We start from the raw sequence: 21,632 nt of genomic DNA on the forward strand, positions 1-21,632 counted from the left end.
TGTCCCTTCCACCGAGGCGATGCCTCAGTTGGCGGCGTCCGTCTGGCGCTGCGCTTCTTCGCGCGGCAGCTCGGCGCCGGTCTGCTGGTCGATGAACTTCATCGACAGCTTGATCTTGCCGCGGTCGTCGAAGCCCAGGACCTTGACCTTGACCTCGTCGCCGACCTTGACGACGTCCGCCACCTTGGCGACGCGGCCGGGCCGCATCTCCGAGATGTGGACCAGGCCGTCGCGGCTGCCCAGGAAGTTGACGAAGGCGCCGAAATCGACGGTCTTCACCACCTTGCCGTTATAGATCTTGCCGACCTCGGGCTCGGCGACGATGCCCTTGATCCAGTTGATCGCCGCCTCGGCCGCGCTCTCGTCGACCGCCGCCACCTTGATGGTGCCGTCGTCCTCGATGTCGATCTTGGCGCCGGTGGTCTCGGTGATCTCGCGGATCACCTTGCCGCCGGTGCCGATCACTTCGCGGATCTTGTCCTTCGGGATCGAGAAGGTGGTGATCCGCGGCGCGTTCTTGTTGACCTCGCCGCGGGCCGCCGACAGCGCCTTGGCCATCTCGCCCAGGATGTGGATGCGGCCCTCGCGCGCCTGCTCCAGCGCGATCTTCATGATCTCCTCGGTGATCGAGGTGATCTTGATGTCCATCTGCAGGCTGGTGACGCCGCGCTCGGTGCCGGCCACCTTGAAGTCCATGTCGCCGAGATGGTCCTCGTCGCCCAGGATGTCGGTCAGGATGGCGAAGCGGTCGCCCTCCTTGATCAGGCCCATGGCGATGCCGGCCACCGGGCTGGCCAGCGGCACGCCGGCATCCATCAGCGCCAGCGACGAGCCGCAGACCGTGGCCATCGAGGACGAGCCATTCGACTCGGTGATCTCCGACACCACGCGGATGGTGTAGGGGAACTGCTCCTTCGACGGCAGGATCGGGTGCACCGCGCGCCAGGCCAGCTTGCCGTGGCCGATCTCGCGGCGGCCCGGGCTGCCCATGCGCCCCGCTTCACCGACCGAATAGGGCGGGAAGTTGTAGTGCAGCATGAAGTTCTCGCGGTACTCGCCCTCGAGCGCATCGATGACCTGCTCGTCCTGGCCGGTGCCGAGGGTGGTGACCACCAGCGCCTGGGTCTCGCCGCGGGTGAACAGGGCCGAGCCATGGGCCCGCTTCAGGACGCCGACCTCGGCGACGATCGGGCGGACCGTCTTGGTGTCGCGACCGTCGATGCGCAGGCCGGTGTCCAGGATGTTGCCGCGGACGATCTCGCTCTCGAAGTCCTTGAACACGCCCGGGCCGACGGCCAGCTCGGCCTCGTTGCCCTCGAGCAGGGCCATGGCCTTTTCCCTGACCGCGTCGACCGCGGCGTAGCGGTCCTGCTTGCGGACGATCTTGTAGGCGTCGCGCAGCTCGCCGGCGACGGCCTGGAACTTGGCCTTGACGGAAGCGACCTCGGCCGGCTCCTCGCTCAGCGCCCAGGGCTCCTTGGCGCACATCTCGGCCAGCTCGATGATCGCCTGGATTACCTGCTTGGCGGCGGCGTGGCCGAAGGCGACGGCGCCCAGCATGACCTCCTCGGTCAGCTCATGCGCCTCGGACTCGACCATCAGCACGCCTTCGTCGGTGCCGGCGACCACGAGGTCGAGCTGGCTCTCGGCGGTCTGGGCCAGGGTCGGGTTCAGCACGTACTGGCCGTCGATGTAGCCGACGCGGGCGGCGCCGATCGGGCCCAGGAACGGGATGCCGGAGATGGTCAGCGCGGCCGAGGCGCCGATCATCGACGCGATGTCCGGATCGTTCTCCAGGTCATGGCTCAGCACCGTGGCGACGACCTGGGTCTCGTTGCGGTAGCTGGGGTGGAACAGCGGGCGGATCGGACGGTCGATCAGGCGGCTGACCAGCGTCTCGTTCTCGGACGGGCGGCCTTCGCGCTTGAAGAAGCCGCCCGGGATCTTGCCGGCGGCGAACGCCTTCTCCTGATAGTTCACGGTCAGCGGGAAGAAGTCGAACTTCGACTTCTGCTTCGACCCGACCGCGGTGCAGAGCACGACGCTCTCGCCATAGGTGACGAGCACGGCGCCGTCGGCCTGGCGGGCGATCTTGCCCGTCTCGAGGACCAGCTTGCGGCCGCCCCAGTTGATCTCTTTGCGATAGATGTTGAACATCGCTTTTTCCTTCATCGGACACCCCGTGCCGCAGGGGCCTGTCGGGGTCGGGCCGCTCCACGCCGGGCCCGGGGGCGAAATACGACAAGCGCCGCCGGCTGGGGGGCCGGCGGCGCCGATGTCACGAAACGAAACCGCTGATTCGCATGGGTCCGGCGCAGCCCGTTGCCGCGGCGGTCCGTCGGGACGGTCGGAGTCCGACCGTCGACGGACCTGGGCAAAGACACCGGACGGGCATGCGGGTGATCAGCGACGCAGGCCGAGACGCTTGACGATGTCCTCGTAGCGCGCGGCGTTCTTGCGCTTGAGATAGTCGAGCAGGCGGCGGCGGCGGCCGACCATGATCAGAAGACCCCGGCGGCTGTGGAAGTCCTTCGAGTGGGTCTTCAGGTGTTCGGTCAGGTTGGCGATGCGCTCGGACAGGATCGCGACCTGCACCTCCGGCGAACCGGTGTCCCCGGCCTTGGGGGCGTAGGTGCCAATGACTTCCTGCTTGCGCTCCGGCGTAATCGACATCGTGGTCTCCTGAATCAGAGGTTGAGGATGCGCACCGGCCGGATCTCGCCGCCGTCGATGCGGGCCAGGGCCACGGGGGCGTCCCCGCAGATGGCCAGAACGATGGCGTCCGGGTTGTCCGGATCGAGATCGAGGGCGGCGATCCGCTCCCGATCCGAGCGCCGTAGCAGCGCGACCGACTGGCCGTGCCGCATCCGTTGCGCTTCGGCTTCCGTCAGGGCCACCGCCGGGATGTCGTCCAGCGGGGTCTCGACCGGAAGCAGAATGCCGTCGAGGGCCGATTGCTCGGCCCCCGGCTGCTTGGCTAGCGCGTCGATATGCTCCAAGCGAACCGCGTCGTCAAGGCCGAAGGGACCGACTCGCGTGCGGCGCAATGCGACGATGTGTCCCACCGTGCCGAGCGCAAGGGCGATGTCGCGGGCCAAGCCGCGCATATAGGCGCCCTTGCCGGACTGCACGTCGAAGGTGGCGTGGTCGCGGTCCGGGATCTCGGCCAGGCTCAGGTCGTCGATCCGGATCAGCCGCGGCGCCAGCTGCACCGCCTCGCCCGCGCGGGCCAGGTCGTAGGAGCGCTCGCCGTCGACCTTGATGGCGGAGAAGGCCGGCGGCACCTGTCTGATCTCGCCGACGAAGCGCGGCACCACCGCGGCGATGGCGCCGGGTTCGGGGCGGACGTCGCTGGTCGCGGTGATCCGGCCCTCGGCGTCGTCGGTGTCGCGCGCCTCGCCCCAGCGCACGGTGAAGCGGTAGGTCTTCTCGCCGTCCATGGCGTAGGGCACGGTCTTGGTCGCCTCGCCCAGCGCGATCGGCAGGATGCCGCTGGCCAGCGGGTCCAGCGTGCCGGCGTGGCCCGCCTTCTCGGCGTCGAAGATCCGGCGGATGCGGCCGACCACCTGGGTCGAGGTGACGCCGACCGGCTTGTCGACCACCACCCAGCCATGGACCGGGCGGCCGCGCTTCCTACGCGCCATCTTCGTCGTCCGAGTCCTTGTCTTCGGCCAGGTCGCGGGCGACCGCGTCCTGGTGCATCAGGGTGTTGATCTTCTGCGCGTAGTCGAAGCTGGTGTCGGCCTGGAAGCTCAGCTGCGGCGTGTAGCGCAGCCGCACCGCCCGGGCCACCTGGCCGCGCAGGAACGGCGCGGCGCGGCGCAGCGCCGGCAGCACCGTGTCCATCCCGGCGCCGTTCAGCGTGGTGACGAAGACGGTGGCGTGCTTCATGTCCGGGCTCGGCCGGACCTCGGAGACGGTGATCGACACGCCGGCCAGGTCCGGGTCGTGCAGCTCATCGCGCATCAGGATCGCGGCCAGGGCGTGGCGCAGCTCCTCGCCGACGCGCAGCTGGCGTTGGCTCGGGCCGTTGGCAGGGGTGTGTCGCATGGTCTGTACTCGAAACGGCGCCGGTCCGGCGGGCGGGGAGGCCGCCCGGCCGGACCGGGGAAGGAACTGCCGTCGGGCCGAAGCCCGGCGGCGCTGGGGCAGGAGGGACCGGGCGTTAGAGCGCGCGGACCTCCTCGACCAGCTCGAAGCACTCGATGACGTCGCCGGCGCGGATGTCGTCGTAGTTCTCGAAGGCCATGCCGCATTCGTAGCCCTCGCGCACCTCGCGGACCTCGTCCTTGAAGCGCTTCAGGGTCTTCAGCGTGCCCTCGTGGATCACGACGTTGTCGCGCAGCAGGCGGACGCCGGCGCCGCGCTTGACCACGCCGTTGGTGACCATGCAGCCGGCGACCTTGCCGACCTTGGTGATGTTGAACACCTCGCGGATCTCGGCGTTGCCGATGTAGTTCTCGCGCATCTTCGGCGCCAGCAGGCCGGTCAGGGCCGCCTTCACGTCGTCGATCACGTTGTAGATGATCGAGTAGTAGCGGATCTCCACACCGTCGCGCTTGGCCATCTCCCGCGCCTGCGGGTTGGCGCGGACGTTGAAGCCGATCAGCATGGCGCCGGTCGAGGCGGCGAGGGTGACGTCGCTCTCGGTGATGGCGCCGACCGCGGAGTGCAGCACCCGCACCTTCACCTCGACATTGTCGCCTGCGGCCTTCTCCAGCGACCCGGCGATGGCTTCGACCGAGCCCTGCACGTCGCCCTTGATGATGACCGGCAGCTCCTTCGCCTCGCCCTCGCGGATCTTCTCGAACATCTGCTCGAGCGAGCCGCGCGCGGTGGCGACATGGGAGGCCTCGCGCCGCTTGCGGTTGCGGAACTCGGTGATCTCGCGGGCCCGGGCCTCGCTGTCGACGACCACGAAGTCGTCGCCGGCGAGCGGCGTGCCGTTGAGGCCGAGCACTTCGACCGGCTGGGCCGGGCCTGCCGACTTCAGGGTCTGGCCGCGGTCGTCGAGCAGGGCGCGCACGCGGCCCCATTCGCCGCCGGTGACGAAGATGTCGCCGACCTTCAGCGTGCCGCGCTGGACCAGGACGGTCGCGACCGAGCCGCGGCCGCGCTCCAGCTTGGCCTCGACGACGGTGCCTTCCGCCGGGCGGTTCGGGTTGGCCTTGAGGTCCAGCACCTCCGCCTGCAGCAGGATCGCCTCGACCAGCTTGTCCAGGCCCTGGCCGGTCTTGGCCGAGACCGGGACGTCGAGCGTCTCGCCGCCCATCTCCTCGACCACGATCTCGTGCTGCAGCAACTCGGTGCGCACGCGCTCCGGCTTGGCGTCCGGCAGATCGATCTTGTTGATGGCGACGATGATCGGCACCTCCGCCGCGCGGGCGTGGCGGATCGCCTCGATCGTCTGCGGCATGACGCCGTCATTGGCGGCCACCACCAGCACGACGATGTCGGTGGTGTTGGCGCCGCGGGCCCGCATCTCGGTGAAGGCGGCGTGGCCCGGCGTGTCGATGAAGGTCACGCGGTCGCCCGACTCCACCTGCACCTGATAGGCGCCGATGTGCTGGGTGATGCCGCCGGCCTCGCCGGACACGACATTGGTGTGGCGCAGCGCGTCGAGCAGCGAGGTCTTGCCGTGGTCGACATGGCCCATGATGGTGACGACCGGGGGCCGCGGCTGCAGCTCCTCCGCCGTATCCTCCTCGCCGCGCAGGCCGATCTCGACGTCGGATTCGGCGACGCGCTTCACCTTGTGGCCGAACTCCGCCACCACCAGCTCGGCGGTGTCGGCGTCGATCGACTGGGTGATGGTGGCCATCACGCCCATGCGCATCAGCGTCTTGACCACGTCGCCGCCGCGCTCGGCCATGCGGTTGGCCAGCTCCTGCACGGTGATGACCTCGGGGATGATCACCTCGCGGGCGATCTTCTCCTGGTTCTGGCTCTGCATCGCCAAGCGCTCGCGCTCGCGGGCCCGGCGCATCGCCGCCAGGCTGCGGCCGCGGATCTCGCTGCCGTCGTCGCTCAGCGCCTGGACCACGGTCATCTTGCCGGACCGGCGCTTCGGCTCGGACTTGCCGGCACCGGGGGCGCGCTTGGCCGGGCCGGGGACCGGGCCGCGGCCCGGCAGGGCGCCACGGCCGGGCGCACCGCGCCCGCCGCCGCCGCGACGGCGGCCGTCATCCTCGTCGTCGGCCGTGGCCGGGACGCCGCGCAGGCCGGCCGGCTCGGCCGGGGCCCGGGCCGCGGCGGCCTGGCCGGAGCGATCGGCGACCGCCTTGCGGCGGGCGTCCTCGGCGGCGCGCTCCGCGTCGCGGCGCTTCTGCTCTTCCTCGAGCAGGAAACGCTCCTCCTCGGCCTTGCGCTTGGCCTCGCTCTCGATCGCGGCCAGCTCCTCCAGCTCGCGCCGGCGCAGCGCCTCGGGGTCGAGCGGCGCGGCCGGCTCCGGCGCAGTCTCGACGGCCTCGGGTTCCGGCGCCGGTTCGGGCTCGGCCGGCTCCGGCAGATGCCGGCGGGCCTCCTCCTCGCGCAGGGCGACCTGCAGGGCGCGCTGCCGCGCTTCGCGCTCGGCCTGCGAGAGCACCCGTCCGCCCAGCATGCCGCCGCCGCCCCCGCGGGCGCTGCGGCCGGGCTGGCCCTCGGCCGCCCGCCTTGCAGCCGCGCCGCCATCGGCAAGGGCCGTGTTGGTGCCGCCGCGCTGGCGCTTGACCTCGACGGTCACCGCCTTGGAGCGGCCGTGGCTGAACTGCTGGCGCACCTGGCCTGATGAATCGGCCGGCTTCCCACCGAGGGTGAGCTTGGGCTTCGCACTGCCCAGCGACAGCGTCTTGCGATCCTGTTCCTTGCTATCCGTCATATCGTCCAGCGTGATCCGCCGCTATCCCTGCACAGAGAAGGCCGGCGCGGCACCCGATGCCCCGTCGACCACACCACGTCCAGCCGGTCCGACCCGGTCGGCTCGACCACGAATTCCGTCCAGCCGTGCCGCTTCCGCGACCAGCCGCTCCGCCAGCCCGCCGCGAGCGATCGCAGCGTGTACCATGCGGTCCCGGGCAAAGGCCATCCCGAGCGCGTCGGCGGAGAAGATCTCCACGAGTGCCGGCGCCGGCCGGACCGCGGCGGCCAAAGCCGCCAGCTTGGCTCGACCATCCGCCGCACCGTCCGATGCCGCCAGCAGCACCGCGGCGCGGCCCTCGGCCAGCCACGCATGCACTTTCTCATATCCGGCCACCGCCTGTCCCGCCCGGCGTGCCATCCCGATGAGATCGATGCAGCTCTTGTGCAAGAGCGCTTCGACCCGATCGACCAGGTCGTCCGGGGCGCGGACCGGCCGGCGCGCCGCCTTGGCGAACAGGCCCTTGGCCTGGGCCCGAAGCATGGCCTCGCGCTCGGCGCTCACCCACAGGCCACGGCCCGGCAGCCGTTCCGCCAGATCGGGCACGACCTGACCGTCGGGGCCGGCGACGAAGCGAATCAGCTCCGCCTTCGGCCGCACGGCGCCGGTCGCGATGCAGCGCCGCTCGGGCCCTGCGGCCTCGGGCAGGTCTGCGTCCTCAGGGGTGATGGCAGTCGGGTCGCTCAGGCCTTCTCCTCCTCCTCGAACCAATGGGCCCGCGCCTGCATGATCAGGGCGTTGGCATCGTCGAGGGAAATCGTCTTCTCACCGAGGATCTCGACCAGCTCGTCGCCGGCCAGATCCGCCAAATCGTCCAGGGTCTTGACCCCGCTTTCGCCCAGCTTGACCAGGATCGCCGGGGTCAGCACCTCCAGCGCCGCCAGGTCGTCGGCCACACCGAGCTCCTTATACCGCTCGGTCAGCTGGCGGTCGCGCTCCTCGAGCCAGCGCAGCGCGCGCTCCTGCAGCTCGCCGGCCACGCCCTCGTCGAAGCCCTCGATCTCCGCCAGCTCCTCGAGCGGCGTGTAGGCGATCTCCTCGACCTGACGGAAGCCTTCGGCCACCAGGAGATGGGCGATGACGTCGTCGACGTCCAGGGCCTCCATGAACAATTCGCTGCGCTGCCGGGTCTCTTCCTGGCGACGCTCGCTCTCCTCGGCCTCGGTCAGGATGTCGATGTCCCAGCCGGTCAGCATCGAGGCGAGGCGGACGTTCTGGCCGCGGCGGCCGATCGCCAGCGACAGCTGGTCGTCCGGCACCACCACCTCGATCCGGTTCTGGGTGTCGTCGAGCACCACCTTGGCCACCTCGGCCGGGGCCAGCGCGTTGACCACGAAGGTGGCGGCGTCCGAGGACCAGGGGATGATGTCGATCTTCTCGCCCTGCAGCTCGCCCACCACGGCCTGGACGCGGCTGCCGCGCATGCCGACGCAGGCGCCGACCGGATCGATCGAGCTGTCCTTGGAGATCACCGCGATCTTGGCGCGGCTGCCCGGGTCGCGGGCCACGGCCTTGATCTCGATGATGCCGTCATAGATCTCCGGCACCTCCATCGCGAACAGCTTGGCCATGAACTGCCCGTGGGTGCGGGACAGGAAGATCTGCGGCCCGCGCGGCTCCTCGCGCACGTCGTAGATGTAAGCGCGGACGCGGTCGCCCACCTTGAAATGCTCGCGCGGCAGCAGCTCGTCCCGGCGGATGACGCCTTCGGCCCGGCCCAGGTCGACCGTGACGTTGCCGTATTCGACGCGCTTGACCGAGCCGTTGACGATCTCGTCGACCCGGTCCTTGTATTCCTCGAACTGGCGGTGGCGCTCGGCCTCGCGCACCTTCTGCACGATCACCTGCTTCGCCGTCTGGGCGGCGATGCGGCCGAAGTCGATCGGCGGCAGGTCGTCGATAACGAAGTCGCCGACCTTCAGATGCGGCCAGCGCTTGGCGGCATCCTTGGCGTCCAGCTGGGTGGCCTCGTCCTCGACCGCCTCGACGATCTGGCGGTAGCGGCGCAGCTCGATATCGCCCGACTTGCGGTTGATATGGGCGCGGATGTCATGCTCGTGGCCGTATTTGGAGCGGCCGGCCTTCTGGATGGCCTGCTCCATCGCGGTCAGCACCTCGTCGCGATCGATGCTCTTCTCGCGGGCCACGACATCGGCAACGTGCAGCAGTTCCATAGCCTTGGTCGTTCCTATGCGTCTTGGGCGTCGGCCTGGGGGGTGTCGGGCTGCGGGGCGGCGGCTGCGGCCGCCGCCTCGGCCTGCTCGACCTCTGCGGCGGCGGCTTCGATCAGGGCGTCGGTGAGGATCAGCTTCGCCCGCTGGATCTCGGCGAAGGGCAGCCGCACCGGCTCCTCCCCGATCTCCTCGGACCGCAGCAGCACCGTCTCGCCCTCGATCCCGGCCAGGACACCGCGGAAGCGCTTGCGGCCGTCGACCGGGACTCGCGTCTCGAGCCGCGCCTCGTGGCCGAGGAAGCGCTCGTAATCGGCGGGCCGGGTCAGCGGGCGGTCGATGCCGGGGGAGGAGACCTCGAGCGTGTAGGCCGTCGGGATCGGATCCTCGACATCGAGGATCGCCGACACCGCGCGGCTGATCTCGGCGCAGTCGTCCACGGTCATGCCGCGGCGGTCGATCCGCTCGGCCATGATCTGCAGCTGCGGCCGGTGCTCGCCACCGGTCATGAGGACGCGCACGACCTCATAGCCCATCGCCTCCAGCGACGGCGCCACGATCGCGCGCACCTGATCCACTTGCGTCATCCTCTCCGGCATTCCCCGCGTCCAGAGCCTTGGAAAGCCGTCACCACAACGAAAAAAGGCGGGCCGCAGCCCACCCTCTCAATCGTTTGACCGAACCATAGTCAAGTCAAACGCTATGGGTAACTGCGCTGATATATAGCCATCCGCCAGCGATACGCAACCTGATTCGCCCTCGATGGCCGCGGTGCGATTCGGCGCGGCTGCCGCGGCGTGCCGGGCAGACCTCTGCCGCCCGGCCCGAATCGATCGTTGACAGGGTCCGGTCTTTCGCGTCAGGCTTAGTTCGTCAACCTGCCGAACAAATGGGGACGATGCAACGCCTCGACAACCCCGTGCCGCTGACGCGCCAGCTCAGCCTCCGCGCCGTGATGGAGACGGTCCTTCATCGCGGGCCGATCTCGCGCTCCCAGATCGCGCGGGAGACGGGGCTGTCGAAGCAGACGATCTCCGAGGTCATGCGGGTGCTGGAGGAGGCGGGCTGGGTGCGCGAGACCGGCCGGACACACGGGGCGATCGGCCGTGCCGCGGTGACCTACGAGGTCCGGCCCGACGCCGCCTTCGTCCTCGGCATCGATCTCGGCGGCAGCAAGGTGGCCGTCGCCCTGGCCGACCTGGCCTGCAGCATCGTCGACGAGGTGGTGGAGCCCACCGACCTCTCCGGCGGCCAGGCCATCCTGGCCCAGATCGTGGCGCTGCGGGACCGGCTGGTCGCCCGCAGCGGCATCGATTCCGGCCGCATCAAGGTCGCGGTGCTGGGCAGCCCCGGCGTGCTCGACCCGGCTTCCGGCGCGATCCGCCTCGCCCCCAACATCCCGGATTTCGACGGCTTCGACGTGCGCGGCGCGCTGGAGGCGGCGCTGGGCTGTCCGGTCCGGATCGAGAACGACGTCAATCTCGGCGTCATCGGCGAGCATTGGCAGGGCCGCGGCCGGGACGCCGCCACCCTGGTGTTCATGGCGATCGGCACCGGCATCGGCGCCGGGGTTCTGGTCGACGGCAAGCTGCTGCGCGGCGCCCGCGGCGCGGCGGGCGAGGTTTCCTACCTGCCGCTCGGCGGCGACCCCTTCGATCCGGAGCTGCGGGCCAAGGGCGTGTTCGAGGCCGCCGCGGCCGCCGGCGGCATCGTCGCCCGGTACGAGGCGGCGGGCGGGGAGGCCGGGCTGTCGGTGCGCGACATCTTCGATCGCGCCGCCGCCGGCGAGGCCCCGGCCCGGGACGCGCTGGCGGAGACGGCGCGCCTCCTGGCCCTCGCCATCGCCGCGATCTGCGCCGTGGTCGATCCGGAGCGGGTGGTGCTGGGCGGCAGCATCGGCATCCGGCCCGAGATGCGGGACCTGATCGAGCCGGCGCTGCAGCGCTGCCTGATCGAGCCGCCGCCGGTCGAATGCAGCAGCCTGGGCAATCGCGCCACGCTGATCGGGGCGCTCGCGGTCGGGCTGAACCGGCTGCACAACGCGCTGTTCGGCGCCCATGACCTGCCGGGCGAGCTGCCGCTGCCCGTCACCCTGAGGATGCTGACCGATGCCGCCTGACCCCACCCCCGGCACCGTCGCGATCGTCCCGCCCGAGGCCGGCAACGACCTGACCGAGGCGATCCGCGCCGCCATCGCCGCGGCCCATGCCCGGGGCGGCGGCGTGGTGACGGTGCCGGCGGGCGACTGGACCAGCGGCGGGCTGCGCCTGCTCGACGGGGTGCGGCTGCATCTGCCGGCGGGTGCCCGACTGGCGGCGGCGCCGGGCTGGGACCGCTATGCCGGGACCGCGGTCGACAGCATCGCCGAGGAGTCCGACCGGGCCTTCATCGCGGCTTCGGGCGCCCGCGACATCGGCATCGGCGGCCATGGCGTCCTGATCGGCGACAGCCGGCACTGGCGCGTCCCCGGGGCCGGCAGCCTGGGGACACATGTGCCGGTCGAGCGCCGGCCGCGCATGGTGGTGTTCGAGGATTGCGAGCGGGTCGAGATCGCCGATATCGGCATCGAGGATTCGCCGATGTGGACGATCCACCTGGCCGGCTGCCGCCGGGCGGTGGTGCGCAATGTCGAGATCCGCAACGACAAGCGCATGCCCAACACCGACGGGATCAACCTCGACGGCTGCGCCGATGCCCGGATCGAGGGCTGCTTCATCAGCGCCGCGGATGACGGCATCTGCCTGAAGACGACGCGCCGCGATCCCGCCCGGCTGCGCCCCTGCGAGCGGATCGTGGTCACCGGCTGCGTGATCGAGAGCGAGAGCTGCGCGCTGAAGATCGGCACCGAGACCTGGGCCGACATCCGCGACGTGGTCTTCGCCGACTGCGTGGTCGCCGCCTCGAACCGGGCGTTCGGCATCTTCTCGCGCGACGGCGGGGTGATCGAGCGCATCCGCGTGAGCGGGGTGACGGTGGACTGCCACCAGACGCCGGAGGGCTTCTGGGGCTGCGGCGAGCCGGTGACGATCACCATCGCCCGCCGCCATCCCGGGGTCGAGCCAGGCGCGGTGCGAGACGTGGTCGTCGACGGCCTGTCCGGGCGGGCCGAAGGCGCCGTGGTGCTGGTCGGCCTGCCGGACCGGCCGGTCGGCCCGGTCACCCTCGCCGATATCGACCTGCGGCAGGTGGTGGGGCGGCTGGACCCGGTCGGGCACTACGACCTGCGCCCGACCACCGCCGACCTTGCGCCCGAGCCAGGGCAGGAGGGCCGCAAGAATGCCTGGGTGCGCGGCGCCGATGGGAAGATCGTCGGGCTGGTGCCCTATGAGGGCGGCATGCCGGCGCTCTACGCGCGGCATGTCGACGATCTCGGCCTGGCCCAGCTGCGGCTGCGGCGGCCGACGCTGCTGCCGCCCGGCTGGAACCGGGCGGCGATGGTGCTGCGGCACGTGACCATCACCCCCGACCTGGCCCCTGACAGCCGGAGCTGACGGAATGGCGTCCCTGACCCTCGAGCGCATCAAGAAGACCTTCGGTCCCGTCCCGGTGATCCACGGCATGGACCTCGAGATCCGCGACGGCGAGTTCGTGGTCTTCGTCGGTCCCTCGGGCTGCGGCAAGTCCACCCTGCTGCGGCTGATCGCGGGGCTGGAGACGCCGACCGAAGGCACCATCCGCATCGGCGGCAAGGACGTCACCGCGGCCAGCCCGGCGGCGCGCGAGATCGCCATGGTGTTCCAGTCCTATGCCCTGTACCCGCACATGACGGTGCGGCAGAACCTGTCCTTCGGGCTGGAGAACCTGCGCATGGCGCGGGCGGAGATCGACCGGCGCATCCTGGCGGCGGCGAAGATGCTGGCGATCGAGCCCTATCTCGACCGCCGGCCGAAGGAGCTGTCGGGCGGCCAGCGCCAGCGCGTCGCCATCGGCCGGTCGATCGTCCGCAACCCGTCGCTGTTCCTGTTCGACGAGCCGCTGTCCAACCTCGACGCCGCGCTGCGGGTGCAGACGAGGGCCGAGATCAGCAAGCTGCACCGCGAGCTGGGCACCACCATGATCTATGTCACCCACGACCAGGTCGAGGCGATGACCATGGCCGGCCGCATCGCCGTGCTGCGCGACGGGAAGCTGGAGCAGTTCGGCCCGCCGCTGGAGCTGTTCAATCGCCCGGCCAACAAGTTCGTCGCCGGCTTCATCGGCTCGCCCCGGATCAACATGTTCGCTGGCACGCTGGCGGGGCGGTCGGAGGCGGGGGCGGTGATCGACGCGCCCGGACTCGGCACCGTCGCGCTGCCGGTCGATGCCGGCGGGCTGGCGCCGGGCGCCGCGGTGTCGGTCGGGATCCGGCCCTCGCATCTGCGGCTCAGCGATGACGGGCCGGTGCGGCTGCTGGTCCAGCACAGCGAGAATGTCGGCACCGAGACCTATGTCTACGGCACGGTCGAAGGCGCCGCCGACAGCATTATCCTGCATGTGCCGGACCAGCTCTCGGTCGCCATCGGATCGGTGCTGCCGCTGTCCCTGCCGCCCGGGCGCTGCCATGTCTTCCGTGAGGATGACGGCCGCGCGCTGGCCCCCCTGGCGGAGGCGGCGTGATCATGGTCGCCGCTGAGCTCGACCGTCCGGCCGCCCCGCTCTCGCCGCTCGCCAGCGGCCTGCTGCGGGCCGAAACGTCAGTGCATCTGCCCTTCATGGCACCGCGGCTGCAGGGCGACCTGCTGCCCGACGGTCGGCTCAGCCTCTCGATCTGGGGCGCCGGCCATCTCGCCACGCTGTCGCTCGGCGCGCTGCCCGGGCCGGTGATCTACGGTCCGAACCGGGCGGAGGGGGCCGGCTGGTCGCTGCATGTGGCGCAGAGCGCGCCGGCGCTGCTGCTGCGCGGCGTGCCCGACGCGGCACGGGTGACGCCGGCGCCGCGCTGCGCCTGGTGGCACCGCGATGCCGGCCGGCCGGGGACGGTCCGGCGCGAGGACGGGCGCCGCATCGTCGACCTGCCCTGGGGCTGCGTGGTGCTGCAGCCGCGCGGCGGCGACCTGGTCGTCGCCGCCGGCGCCGACCGGGCGGAGGCCGAGGCGGCGCTGGCGCTGCCGGCCGCGGCGATCATGGCCGAGGCCGAGGCCCATATCCGCGCCGCCGACCGCCTGCCGACGGCCGATCCGGTGCTGCGCAGCATGGTGCAGCAGGGGGCGCATGCGGCGCTGTCCAGCATCCGCCGCGACCCGGCCGGGCGCTTCGCCGGCCTCGCCGCCGGCCAGGCCTATTCCGCCCCGGCCCGGACCTATTACCGCGACGGCTACTGGACGGTGCAGCCGCTGCTGGCCCTGGCGCCGGAGGCGGTGCGGGACGAGATCGACATGCTCGCGGCCGGGATCCAGCCCGACGGGGAGGCTCCGAGCGCCGTGATCCTGTCCGGCCCGCAGCAATCGGCGGCCTGGGAGGTGTTCCGGCGCACCGACCCCTTCATCTCGAAGGAGCATCTGCGGCCGGGCGACTGGTGGAGCGACCATTTCGACAGCCCGCTGGTCTTCATCCTGATGATCGCCGACTATGTCCGCGCCACCGGCGACGCCGGCCCGGCGGAGCGGCACTGGCCGATGATCCGTACGATCTATACCCGTTATCGCGGCTTCGACGCGGCCGGCGACGGGCTGCCGGTGAAGCCGAACCACGAGCGCGACTGGGCCGACAACGTCTACCGCCAGGGGCTGGTCGCCTATGACCTCGGCCTGTGGGTCGGCGCGCTCGACGCCATCGCCGGGCTGGGCCACGACCGGGACCCGAATCTCGCCGCCGAGGCGGCGGAGATCGCAGCCCGGGCGCGCGAGGCGATCGACCGACGGCTGTGGCTGGCGGACCGCGGCTGGTACGCCGAATACCGCAACGACGACGGCTTCACCGAGGACCACCTCGCCATCGACAGCCTGACCCTGCTGCGCGCCGACGCGCTGCCGCCGGACCGGGCCGAGGCGACGCTGAAGGCGATGCAGCGCCGGCTGTACAGCGGCGCCAATGCCGACCAGCCCTATGGCGATTGGGGCGTGCTCTGCGCCTTCCCGCCCTACAAGCGGCGGCGCGACACCCGGGGCAAATCGGCCTTCGCCTTCCGCTACCACAACGGCTCCGACTGGCCCTACTGGGACGGCGTGCTGGCGCGCGAGCTGCTGCGCCGCGGCCTGCCGGGCTGGCGCTACCCGCTGCTGCGCTGGTGGGAGAGCTGCCTGGAGAACGGCTGGCTCGGCGCCGTCGAATATTTCAGCCCGCCCTTCGGCCGCGGCTCGCTGCTGCAGGGCTGGAGCGGCGTTCCCGCCGGGGTGGCGCTGGAATTCGCATCGCAGGTCCTCGCCGGGCAGGCGGGGACTCACCAAAGGCCGTGAACCGGCCGCAACGGGAGGCCATCGACATGACGCTCGCACGACCCATCCGCACCGCGCTCCTGGCCGGCGCCGCGCTGGCGGCCCTGGCCGGCCCCGCCATGGCGGCGGAGCTGACGGTGATGTGGACCACCAACAGCGACAAGGAGGAGCAGGTGCTGCGCGGGCTTCTGGCCGAATACACGGCCCAGCACCCCGACACCACCTTCAAGCTGCAGCTCGTCCCCTATGACGGCTACGACCAGAAGCTGGCCCAGGGCGCGGCCTCCGGCACCGCGCCGGACCTCGCCAAGACCACCAGCATGCGGCCGGTGATCCGGCCCTTCCTGACCGACCTGGCCCCGGATTTCGGCAAGGACTATCTCGACCAGTTCGTGAAGGCCTGGGCCACCGGCGCACAGCTGGGCGACCAGATCATCGCCGCGCCGCTCGACGTCACCGCGACCGGCATCTTCCTCAACGCCGACGCCTTCCGGAAGGCCGGGGTGGCGATCCCCGACCCGGCCAAAGGCTGGACCTGGGACGAGTTCCTGGCCGCGACCAAGACGGTGTCGGAGAAGGCGGGAGTGCGCTACCCGCTGGTCTGGGACGTCTCGGCCAGTCGCTGGATCACCTATCTCTACCACAACGGCCAGCACGTCTTCAGCGAGGCGCCGCCCTACAAGGTGGTGCTGGACAAGGCGCGCGGCGCCCAGATCCTCGACGACTTCGTCAAGATCACCGAGACCCACATGCCGCCCGGGCTGTGGAAGGGCTCCAGCGCCGAGAACCCGAAGCAGCTGTTCCTGCACGGCCAGGCCGTCGCCTGGATGTCGGGCAGCTGGCAGATCAGCAGCCTGGTCTCGGACGCCGGTTTCGACTGGCAGGCCGGGCCGACGCCGCATGGCGAGGTGGCCTCCAGCGTGGTCGGCGGCGACTACATCATTGCCTTCAACACCGGCGAGCATGTCGAGGAGGCGCTCGAGGTGCTGCGCTGGTTCTCGACCCCGGAGGTGCAGGCCAAATGGGCGGCGCCGCTGATGATGATCCCGGCCAGCCTGAAGACCGGCCCGATCGACTACGGCGACGCCAAGGCCAGCGCCGCGCTGGCGGCGCTGCAGAAGGAGCTGGCGGACAGCCCGCTCTATGCCGGCACCGACCAGGGCAACCCGGCGATGCAGTATGTCTGGGACCCGATCAAGCAGGCGGTGATCCAGCGCGTCGCCGGCCAGATCACCTCGGCCCAGGCAATGGACATGATCGCCAAGGCGGCCGAGGATTCGCTGAAGGCGGAGCAGTGACCAGCGCGGCAGACACGGCGGGTCGGGGCGAGGCGCGGCCCGACCGGTCCGGCGCGGCGGGCCGCGGGCTGGGGGCGCGGCTGTTCCCCTATGCGCTGGTGGCGCCGACCCTGCTGCTGCTCGCCGTCTTCACCCTGTTCCCGCTGGTCCAGGGCTTCTGGACCTCCTTCTTCAAGCGCGGGCTGGTGGTGGCGCCGCGCGCCCCGGCCACCCATCCGGTCTTCGTCGGGCTCGACAACTACCTTGCGCTGGCGAGCGACCCCGAATTCACCGGCACGCTGATCAAGACCGTCGGCTTCGTCTGCGTGGCGGTGCCACTGGTGATCGCGGTGTCGCTGGCCCTCGCCCTGCTGCTGGCCCGACCGTTCCGCGGCGTCGGCGCCATCCGCGCCGTGGTGTTCTTCCCCTACATGACCAGCCTGCTGATCGTCGGCATCGTCTGGAAATGGCTGCTCGGCTACAACTCCGGCCTGATCAACTTCATGCTCGACCTCGCCGGCATCGCCCCGGTGCCGTGGCTGGAGAACGAGCTGTTGGCCCAGGCGGCGCTGGTCTTCGTCTGGGTCTGGGCCAATGCCGGCTTCTACATGATGATCTTCATCGCCGGGCTGATGATGATCCCCGGCGACTATTACGAGGCCGCGGCGATCGACGCCGCGTCGCCCTGGCGGATGTTCCGCCGCATCACCCTGCCGCTCTTGCGCCCGACCATGCTGATCGCCCTGGTCCTGGCCTCGGTCGAGGCGTTCAAGGTCTATGAGGTCGTGGTGTCGCTGACCCATGGCGGTCCCGGCCGGGCGACGGTCTACCTGATCCAGGCGATCTACGAGACCGGCTTCACCAAGCCGGCTTCGGCCGGCTTCGCCGCCGCCCAGTCGATGGCGCTGTTCGCCATCCTGATGGCGCTGACGGTCCTGCAGCTGCGCATGGCGAAGGAGCGGTGAGCATGGGCGCGAAAAGCCTCAGGGGCAGCCTGGTCGCCCTGGTCCTGCTGTTCTTCCTGTTCCCGCCGCTGTGGATCGTGGCGAGCTCGCTGAAGCCGCCGATGGAGATCTTCGCCTGGCCGCCGACGCTGCTGCCGCAGCACTGGACGCTCGACAACTTCGCCAGCGCCCTCGGCGCCGCGCGCTTCGACCTGTTCTTCACCAACTCGGCGGTGGTCGCGGTCGGCTCCAGCGTCCTGTCGGTGGTGATCAGCATCATGGCCGGCTTCGCCCTGTCGAAGTACCGGTTCCCGGGCGACGGGCTGTGCTTCATGCTGATCATGGCGACCATGATGATCCCGCTGCAGGTCGTGCTGATCCCGATGTTCATGGTGCTGAAGGGGCTCGGCCTCCTGGACAGCCTGTGGGGGCTGATCATCCCGCCCGCGGCGACGCCGACCGGCGTGTTCCTGATGCGGCAATACATGCGCGGCATCCCGGACAGCCTCCTGGAGGCGGCGCGGATCGACGGCACCAGCGAATGGCGCATCCTGTGGCGGATCGTGGTGCCGCTGTGCAAGCCGGCGATCGCGACGCTGGCCGCCTTCACCTTCGTCTGGCGCTGGAACGACTATCTGTGGCCGTTCCTGGTGGTGAACGACCAGTCGCGCTGGACCGTGCAGCTGGCGCTCGCCAACTATGTCGGCCAGTGGGATATCGACTGGCCGCGGCTCCTGGCCATGGCCGTGCTGTCCAGCCTGCCGATCCTGGTGCTGTTCATCGCCCTGCAGCGCTTCTTCATGAGCGGCATGATGGCGGGGGCGACGAAGGAGTAGGCGTCGGCTATGCGGCGTCCAACTCGACATGGACGCGCCGACCGAGGGCCGTCGCGATGTTCACCAGGGCATCCAGGGAAAAGCGGGAGACTCGCCCCCGCAGCAGGTCGTTGATCCGTGGCTGGGTGACGCCGCAATGTGCGGCTGCCTCGATCTGCGTCCAACCCTTCTCTCGGATGATCTCGGTGATCTTCATCATCAGCTCGGCCCGGGTCCGCAGATTGGCCGCTTCCCCAGGCGTGTCGGCGATGGCGTCCCACACGCTGGCGAAGGTCTCGGATTCAGTCATCGGGCACCTCGCACAAGATCGGTGAAGCGGGATCGGGCCAACTCGATGTCGCGCCTGCTGGTCGCCTGCGTCTTCTTCTTCTGGAAGCAGTGCAACACATAGACCGCCTCGGCCCGCCGGGCGGTGTAGATCACCCAGAAGGTCCCGGAATCGTCCCACACCCTGATTTCCTCGACGCCTTTGCCGATCGACGGCATCGACTTGAAGTCATCGGGTTGCTGCCCGCGTTGCACCTTGTCCAATTGATAGCCGGCGTCCTGGCGGGCTTCGGCCGGGAACGCACGCAGTTCTTCGAGCGAATCCCCCAGGAAGCGGAGCGGCTTCATTCGAAAAGTATATCCAAACGGATATAGGCCGCAACCTCTTGCTATCCCCTCGGCCGGCGGCGGAAGCGCAGATAATAGGGCCGGCCGTGCAGGGCCTTCTCCTCGTAGCGGGTCGGCGGCCAGTCCGCCGTCCGCTCGCGCCAGTCGGAGGGGCCTTCCGCGGTCCAGGCGAAGGCCGGGTTGCGGCGGACGCGCTCCAGCGACCAGTCCAGCAGCGGCGCGTCGTCGGTGGCGATGCGCAGCTCGCCGTCGTCCTTCAGCAGCCGGGCCAGATCGGCCACCGTGTCGTCCTGGATGAAGCGGCGGTTGTGGTGGCGCAGCTTCGGCCAGGGGTCGGCGAACAGCAGGAACAGGCGGCCGACCGAGCCGTCCGGCAGCCGGTCCAGCAGCGGCCGCGCGTCGTCGGGCCAGACCCGCACCATGTCGAGGCCGTCGCGCTCCACCATCGCCAGCAGCGTCGACATGCCGTTGATGAATGGCTCGCAGCCGATGAAGCCGACATCGCGGTGATGCGCCGCCTGCCAGGCCAGGTGCTCGCCGGCGCCGAAGCCGATCTCGACCCACAGCTCGCGCGGCGGGCGCGGGAACAGGGCGGCCGGGTCCAGCGCGCCGCCCTCCTCGGGCAGCGCCACGGTCAGCCGCGGCAGCAGGGTCTCGATCAAAGCGGCGCGGCCGGCGCGGAGCTTTCGCCCATGGCGCCGGCCGTGGAAATGGCGGCGCTTCTCGGCGCCGCCGTCCGGTTCAGTCATCGGGTCAGGCGAAAGCCGAGCGCAGGTCGTCCACCAGATCGGTCCGCTCCCAGGAGAAGCCGCCATCGGCCTCCGGCGCGCGGCCGAAATGGCCGTAGGAGGAGGTGCGGGCGTAGATCGGCCGGTTCAGGCCGAGATGGGTGCGGATGCCGCGCGGGCTGAGATTGACCAGCTGCTGCAGCACGTCGGACAGCTTGTCCTCGTCGACCCGGCCGGTGCCCTGGGTGTCGATATAGACCGACAGCGGATGGGCGACGCCGATGGCGTAGCTGAGCTGGATCACGCAGCGGTCGGCCAGCTCGGCGGCGACCACGTTCTTGGCCAGGTAGCGCGCGGCATAGGCGGCCGAGCGGTCGACCTTGGTCGGGTCCTTGCCGGAGAAGGCGCCGCCGCCATGCGGGGCCGCGCCGCCATAGGTGTCGACGATGATCTTGCGGCCGGTCAGGCCGGCATCGCCGTCCGGGCCGCCGATGACGAAGCGGCCGGTCGGGTTGACGTAGAAATGCGGCTCGTCGCACATCCAGCCCTCGGGCAGGACCGACAGCACATAGGGGCGGACGATCTCGCGCACCTCGGCCTGGTCCAGGCCGTCGGCATGCTGGGTCGAGACCACGACCGAGGTGGCGGCGACCGGCTTGCCGTTCTCGTAGCGCAGCGACACCTGGGCCTTGGCGTCGGGGCCGAACTGCGGCGCCTTGCCGGAATGGCGGGCGTCGGCCAGCTTCTTCAGGATCTGATGCGAGAACTGGATCGGCGCCGGCATCAGCGCTTCGGTCTCGCGGCAGGCGTAGCCGAACATGATGCCCTGGTCGCCGGCGCCCTCGTCCTTGTTGCCGGCGGCGTCGACGCCGACGGCGATGTCGGCCGACTGCTGGTGCACCAGCACGTCGACCTGGGCGTTGCGCCAATGGAAGCCGTCCTGCTCGTAGCCGATGTCGCGCACCGCCTGGCGGGCCGTGCTCTCCAGCAGGTCGGGGGTGATCGAGGCCGGGCCGCGGACCTCGCCGGCGATCACCACCCGGTTGGTGGTGGCCAGGGTCTCGACCGCCACCCGGGCCTCGGGATCGGCGCCGAGATAGAGATCGACGATGGAATCGGAAATCCGGTCGCAGACCTTGTCGGGGTGCCCTTCCGAGACCGATTCGCTGGTGAAGATGTAGTTGCCTTTGGCCACGTCGAACCCCTGGCTGCGCTGAAAATGGTGGAAAGCATCGTGCGGCGGCGACCGGGCTTTTTCGCAAGGGCCAGAGGCGCGGTCAAGTACGGCGCCGTCCGGGGCTCAGGCGGCGTCGCTGCCGCCCTCGTCGCTACGGGTCCCCGACATGGCCTTGAGCAGGTCCAGAACGCGCCGCCGGGTCGCCTGGTCCTCGACCCGGTAATAGGCGCGGATCAGCTCCAGCGTCTCGCGCCGCTGCATCGGGTCGGGGCCGGCGTCGTAGGGTTCGGCCTCCTCGGCCAGGCCGGCCGCGGGCAGGCCGTCGACCGCGGGCGCATCCTCGAAGAAGAAGTCGACCGGCACCTCCAGCACCCGGCTCAGCTGGTGCAGCCGGCTGGCGCCGATGCGGTTCGAGCCGTGCTCGTATTTCTGGATCTGCTGGAAGGTCAGGCCGATCGCCGTCGCCAGCTTGGCCTGGCTATATCCGAGAAGGGTCCGCCGCAGGCGGATGCGGCCGCCGATATGCACGTCGAGCGGGCTGGGTTCGTCATTCCGCGGACGACCGCGGGGCCGTTTCGGGGCGTCGGGTGCGGCCACGCATCACTCCGCAGCAATTCGCAAGGGGCCGGGTGC

General features: G+C 70.5%; 20 protein-coding genes. 7 read left to right on the forward strand and 13 right to left on the reverse strand.

Going from position 1 to position 21,632, the window contains the following annotated elements; genetic code table 11:
• Positions 1–24 precede the first annotated feature (24 nt).
• The 8 genes from pnp to rimP all read right to left on the reverse strand — a co-directional run bounded on the left by pnp (position 25) and on the right by rimP (position 9,656).
• Positions 25–2,172 carry a polyribonucleotide nucleotidyltransferase gene (gene pnp / locus LG391_RS23015; protein ID WP_225770385.1) on the reverse strand — a complete coding sequence of 716 codons (2,148 nt, stop codon included), beginning with the start codon at positions 2,170–2,172 and terminating at the stop codon, positions 25–27.
• A 231-nt stretch (positions 2,173–2,403) separates the two neighbouring features.
• On the reverse strand, positions 2,404–2,673 hold the full coding sequence (gene rpsO, locus LG391_RS23020; RefSeq protein WP_034842350.1) for a 30S ribosomal protein S15: 270 nt from the start codon (positions 2,671–2,673) through the stop codon (positions 2,404–2,406).
• Positions 2,674–2,687: 14 nt separating this feature from the next.
• Complete coding sequence (truB, locus tag LG391_RS23025) at positions 2,688–3,644, reverse strand: tRNA pseudouridine(55) synthase TruB (RefSeq protein ID WP_225770386.1); 957 nt, start codon at positions 3,642–3,644, stop codon at positions 2,688–2,690.
• The gene (gene rbfA, locus LG391_RS23030; RefSeq protein WP_225770387.1) at positions 3,634–4,050 is read right to left on the reverse strand and encodes a 30S ribosome-binding factor RbfA; all 417 of its coding nucleotides are present in this window, start codon (positions 4,048–4,050) and stop codon (positions 3,634–3,636) included. Before rbfA ends, truB begins: the two co-directional genes overlap by 11 nt.
• 115 nt (positions 4,051–4,165) lie before the next feature.
• Entirely contained in the window at positions 4,166–6,859 is a 2,694-nt protein-coding gene (gene infB, locus LG391_RS23035; protein ID WP_225770388.1) for a translation initiation factor IF-2, read from the reverse strand.
• A gap of 21 nt (positions 6,860–6,880) precedes the next feature.
• Positions 6,881–7,609, reverse strand: a complete 729-nt coding sequence (locus LG391_RS23040) for an RNA-binding protein (protein ID WP_225770389.1) — start codon at positions 7,607–7,609, stop codon at positions 6,881–6,883.
• Entirely contained in the window at positions 7,582–9,072 is a 1,491-nt protein-coding gene (nusA, locus tag LG391_RS23045; protein ID WP_225770390.1) for a transcription termination factor NusA, read from the reverse strand. The genes LG391_RS23040 and nusA overlap by 28 nt, the downstream gene beginning before the upstream one ends.
• 14 nt (positions 9,073–9,086) lie before the next feature.
• Positions 9,087–9,656, reverse strand: coding sequence for a ribosome maturation factor RimP (rimP, locus tag LG391_RS23050; protein ID WP_225770391.1), 570 nt, complete (start codon positions 9,654–9,656; stop codon positions 9,087–9,089).
• Positions 9,657–9,967: 311 nt separating this feature from the next.
• Between rimP and LG391_RS23055 the strand changes: the two genes are divergently transcribed.
• The 7 genes from LG391_RS23055 to LG391_RS23085 are packed head-to-tail and all read left to right on the forward strand — an operon-like array spanning position 9,968 to position 18,479.
• Positions 9,968–11,188 carry an ROK family transcriptional regulator gene (locus tag LG391_RS23055; protein ID WP_225770392.1) on the forward strand — a complete coding sequence of 407 codons (1,221 nt, stop codon included), beginning with the start codon at positions 9,968–9,970 and terminating at the stop codon, positions 11,186–11,188.
• Positions 11,178–12,560, forward strand: coding sequence for a glycoside hydrolase family 28 protein (locus tag LG391_RS23060; RefSeq protein ID WP_225770393.1), 1,383 nt, complete (start codon positions 11,178–11,180; stop codon positions 12,558–12,560). The genes LG391_RS23055 and LG391_RS23060 overlap by 11 nt, the downstream gene beginning before the upstream one ends.
• A gap of 4 nt (positions 12,561–12,564) precedes the next feature.
• Complete coding sequence (locus LG391_RS23065; RefSeq protein ID WP_225770394.1) at positions 12,565–13,665, forward strand: ABC transporter ATP-binding protein; 1,101 nt, start codon at positions 12,565–12,567, stop codon at positions 13,663–13,665.
• A 2-nt stretch (positions 13,666–13,667) separates the two neighbouring features.
• On the forward strand, positions 13,668–15,443 hold the full coding sequence (locus tag LG391_RS23070) for a GH116 family glycosyl hydrolase (protein WP_225770395.1): 1,776 nt from the start codon (positions 13,668–13,670) through the stop codon (positions 15,441–15,443).
• A gap of 26 nt (positions 15,444–15,469) precedes the next feature.
• On the forward strand, positions 15,470–16,720 hold the full coding sequence (locus LG391_RS23075; protein WP_225770396.1) for an ABC transporter substrate-binding protein: 1,251 nt from the start codon (positions 15,470–15,472) through the stop codon (positions 16,718–16,720).
• Positions 16,717–17,664: a carbohydrate ABC transporter permease gene (locus LG391_RS23080; protein ID WP_225770397.1), complete on the forward strand. Its 948-nt coding sequence runs from the start codon at positions 16,717–16,719 to the stop codon at positions 17,662–17,664. The genes LG391_RS23075 and LG391_RS23080 overlap by 4 nt, the downstream gene beginning before the upstream one ends.
• Before the next feature lie 2 nt (positions 17,665–17,666).
• Positions 17,667–18,479: a carbohydrate ABC transporter permease gene (locus LG391_RS23085; protein WP_225770398.1), complete on the forward strand. Its 813-nt coding sequence runs from the start codon at positions 17,667–17,669 to the stop codon at positions 18,477–18,479.
• 7 nt (positions 18,480–18,486) lie between these two features.
• On the opposite strand, the gene LG391_RS23090 is transcribed toward LG391_RS23085, so the two are convergent.
• The 5 genes from LG391_RS23090 to LG391_RS23110 form a co-directional block, all read right to left on the reverse strand.
• Entirely contained in the window at positions 18,487–18,768 is a 282-nt protein-coding gene (locus tag LG391_RS23090; protein WP_225770399.1) for a helix-turn-helix domain-containing protein, read from the reverse strand.
• On the reverse strand, positions 18,765–19,094 hold the full coding sequence (locus LG391_RS23095) for a type II toxin-antitoxin system RelE/ParE family toxin (RefSeq protein ID WP_225770400.1): 330 nt from the start codon (positions 19,092–19,094) through the stop codon (positions 18,765–18,767). Before LG391_RS23095 ends, LG391_RS23090 begins: the two co-directional genes overlap by 4 nt.
• Positions 19,095–19,135: 41 nt before the next feature.
• The gene (locus tag LG391_RS23100) at positions 19,136–19,843 is read right to left on the reverse strand and encodes a tRNA (guanosine(46)-N(7))-methyltransferase TrmB (protein WP_225770401.1); all 708 of its coding nucleotides are present in this window, start codon (positions 19,841–19,843) and stop codon (positions 19,136–19,138) included.
• Positions 19,844–19,847: 4 nt separating this feature from the next.
• Positions 19,848–21,017 carry a methionine adenosyltransferase gene (gene metK, locus LG391_RS23105; protein WP_225770402.1) on the reverse strand — a complete coding sequence of 390 codons (1,170 nt, stop codon included), beginning with the start codon at positions 21,015–21,017 and terminating at the stop codon, positions 19,848–19,850.
• Between the two features lie 105 nt (positions 21,018–21,122).
• Positions 21,123–21,596, reverse strand: coding sequence for a helix-turn-helix domain-containing protein (locus LG391_RS23110; protein ID WP_225770403.1), 474 nt, complete (start codon positions 21,594–21,596; stop codon positions 21,123–21,125).
• Between the last annotated feature and the right edge of the window lie 36 nt (positions 21,597–21,632).

It is taken from the genome of Inquilinus sp. Marseille-Q2685 (assembly GCF_916619195.1).
Classification (GTDB): Bacteria; Pseudomonadota; Alphaproteobacteria; order DSM-16000; family Inquilinaceae; genus Inquilinus.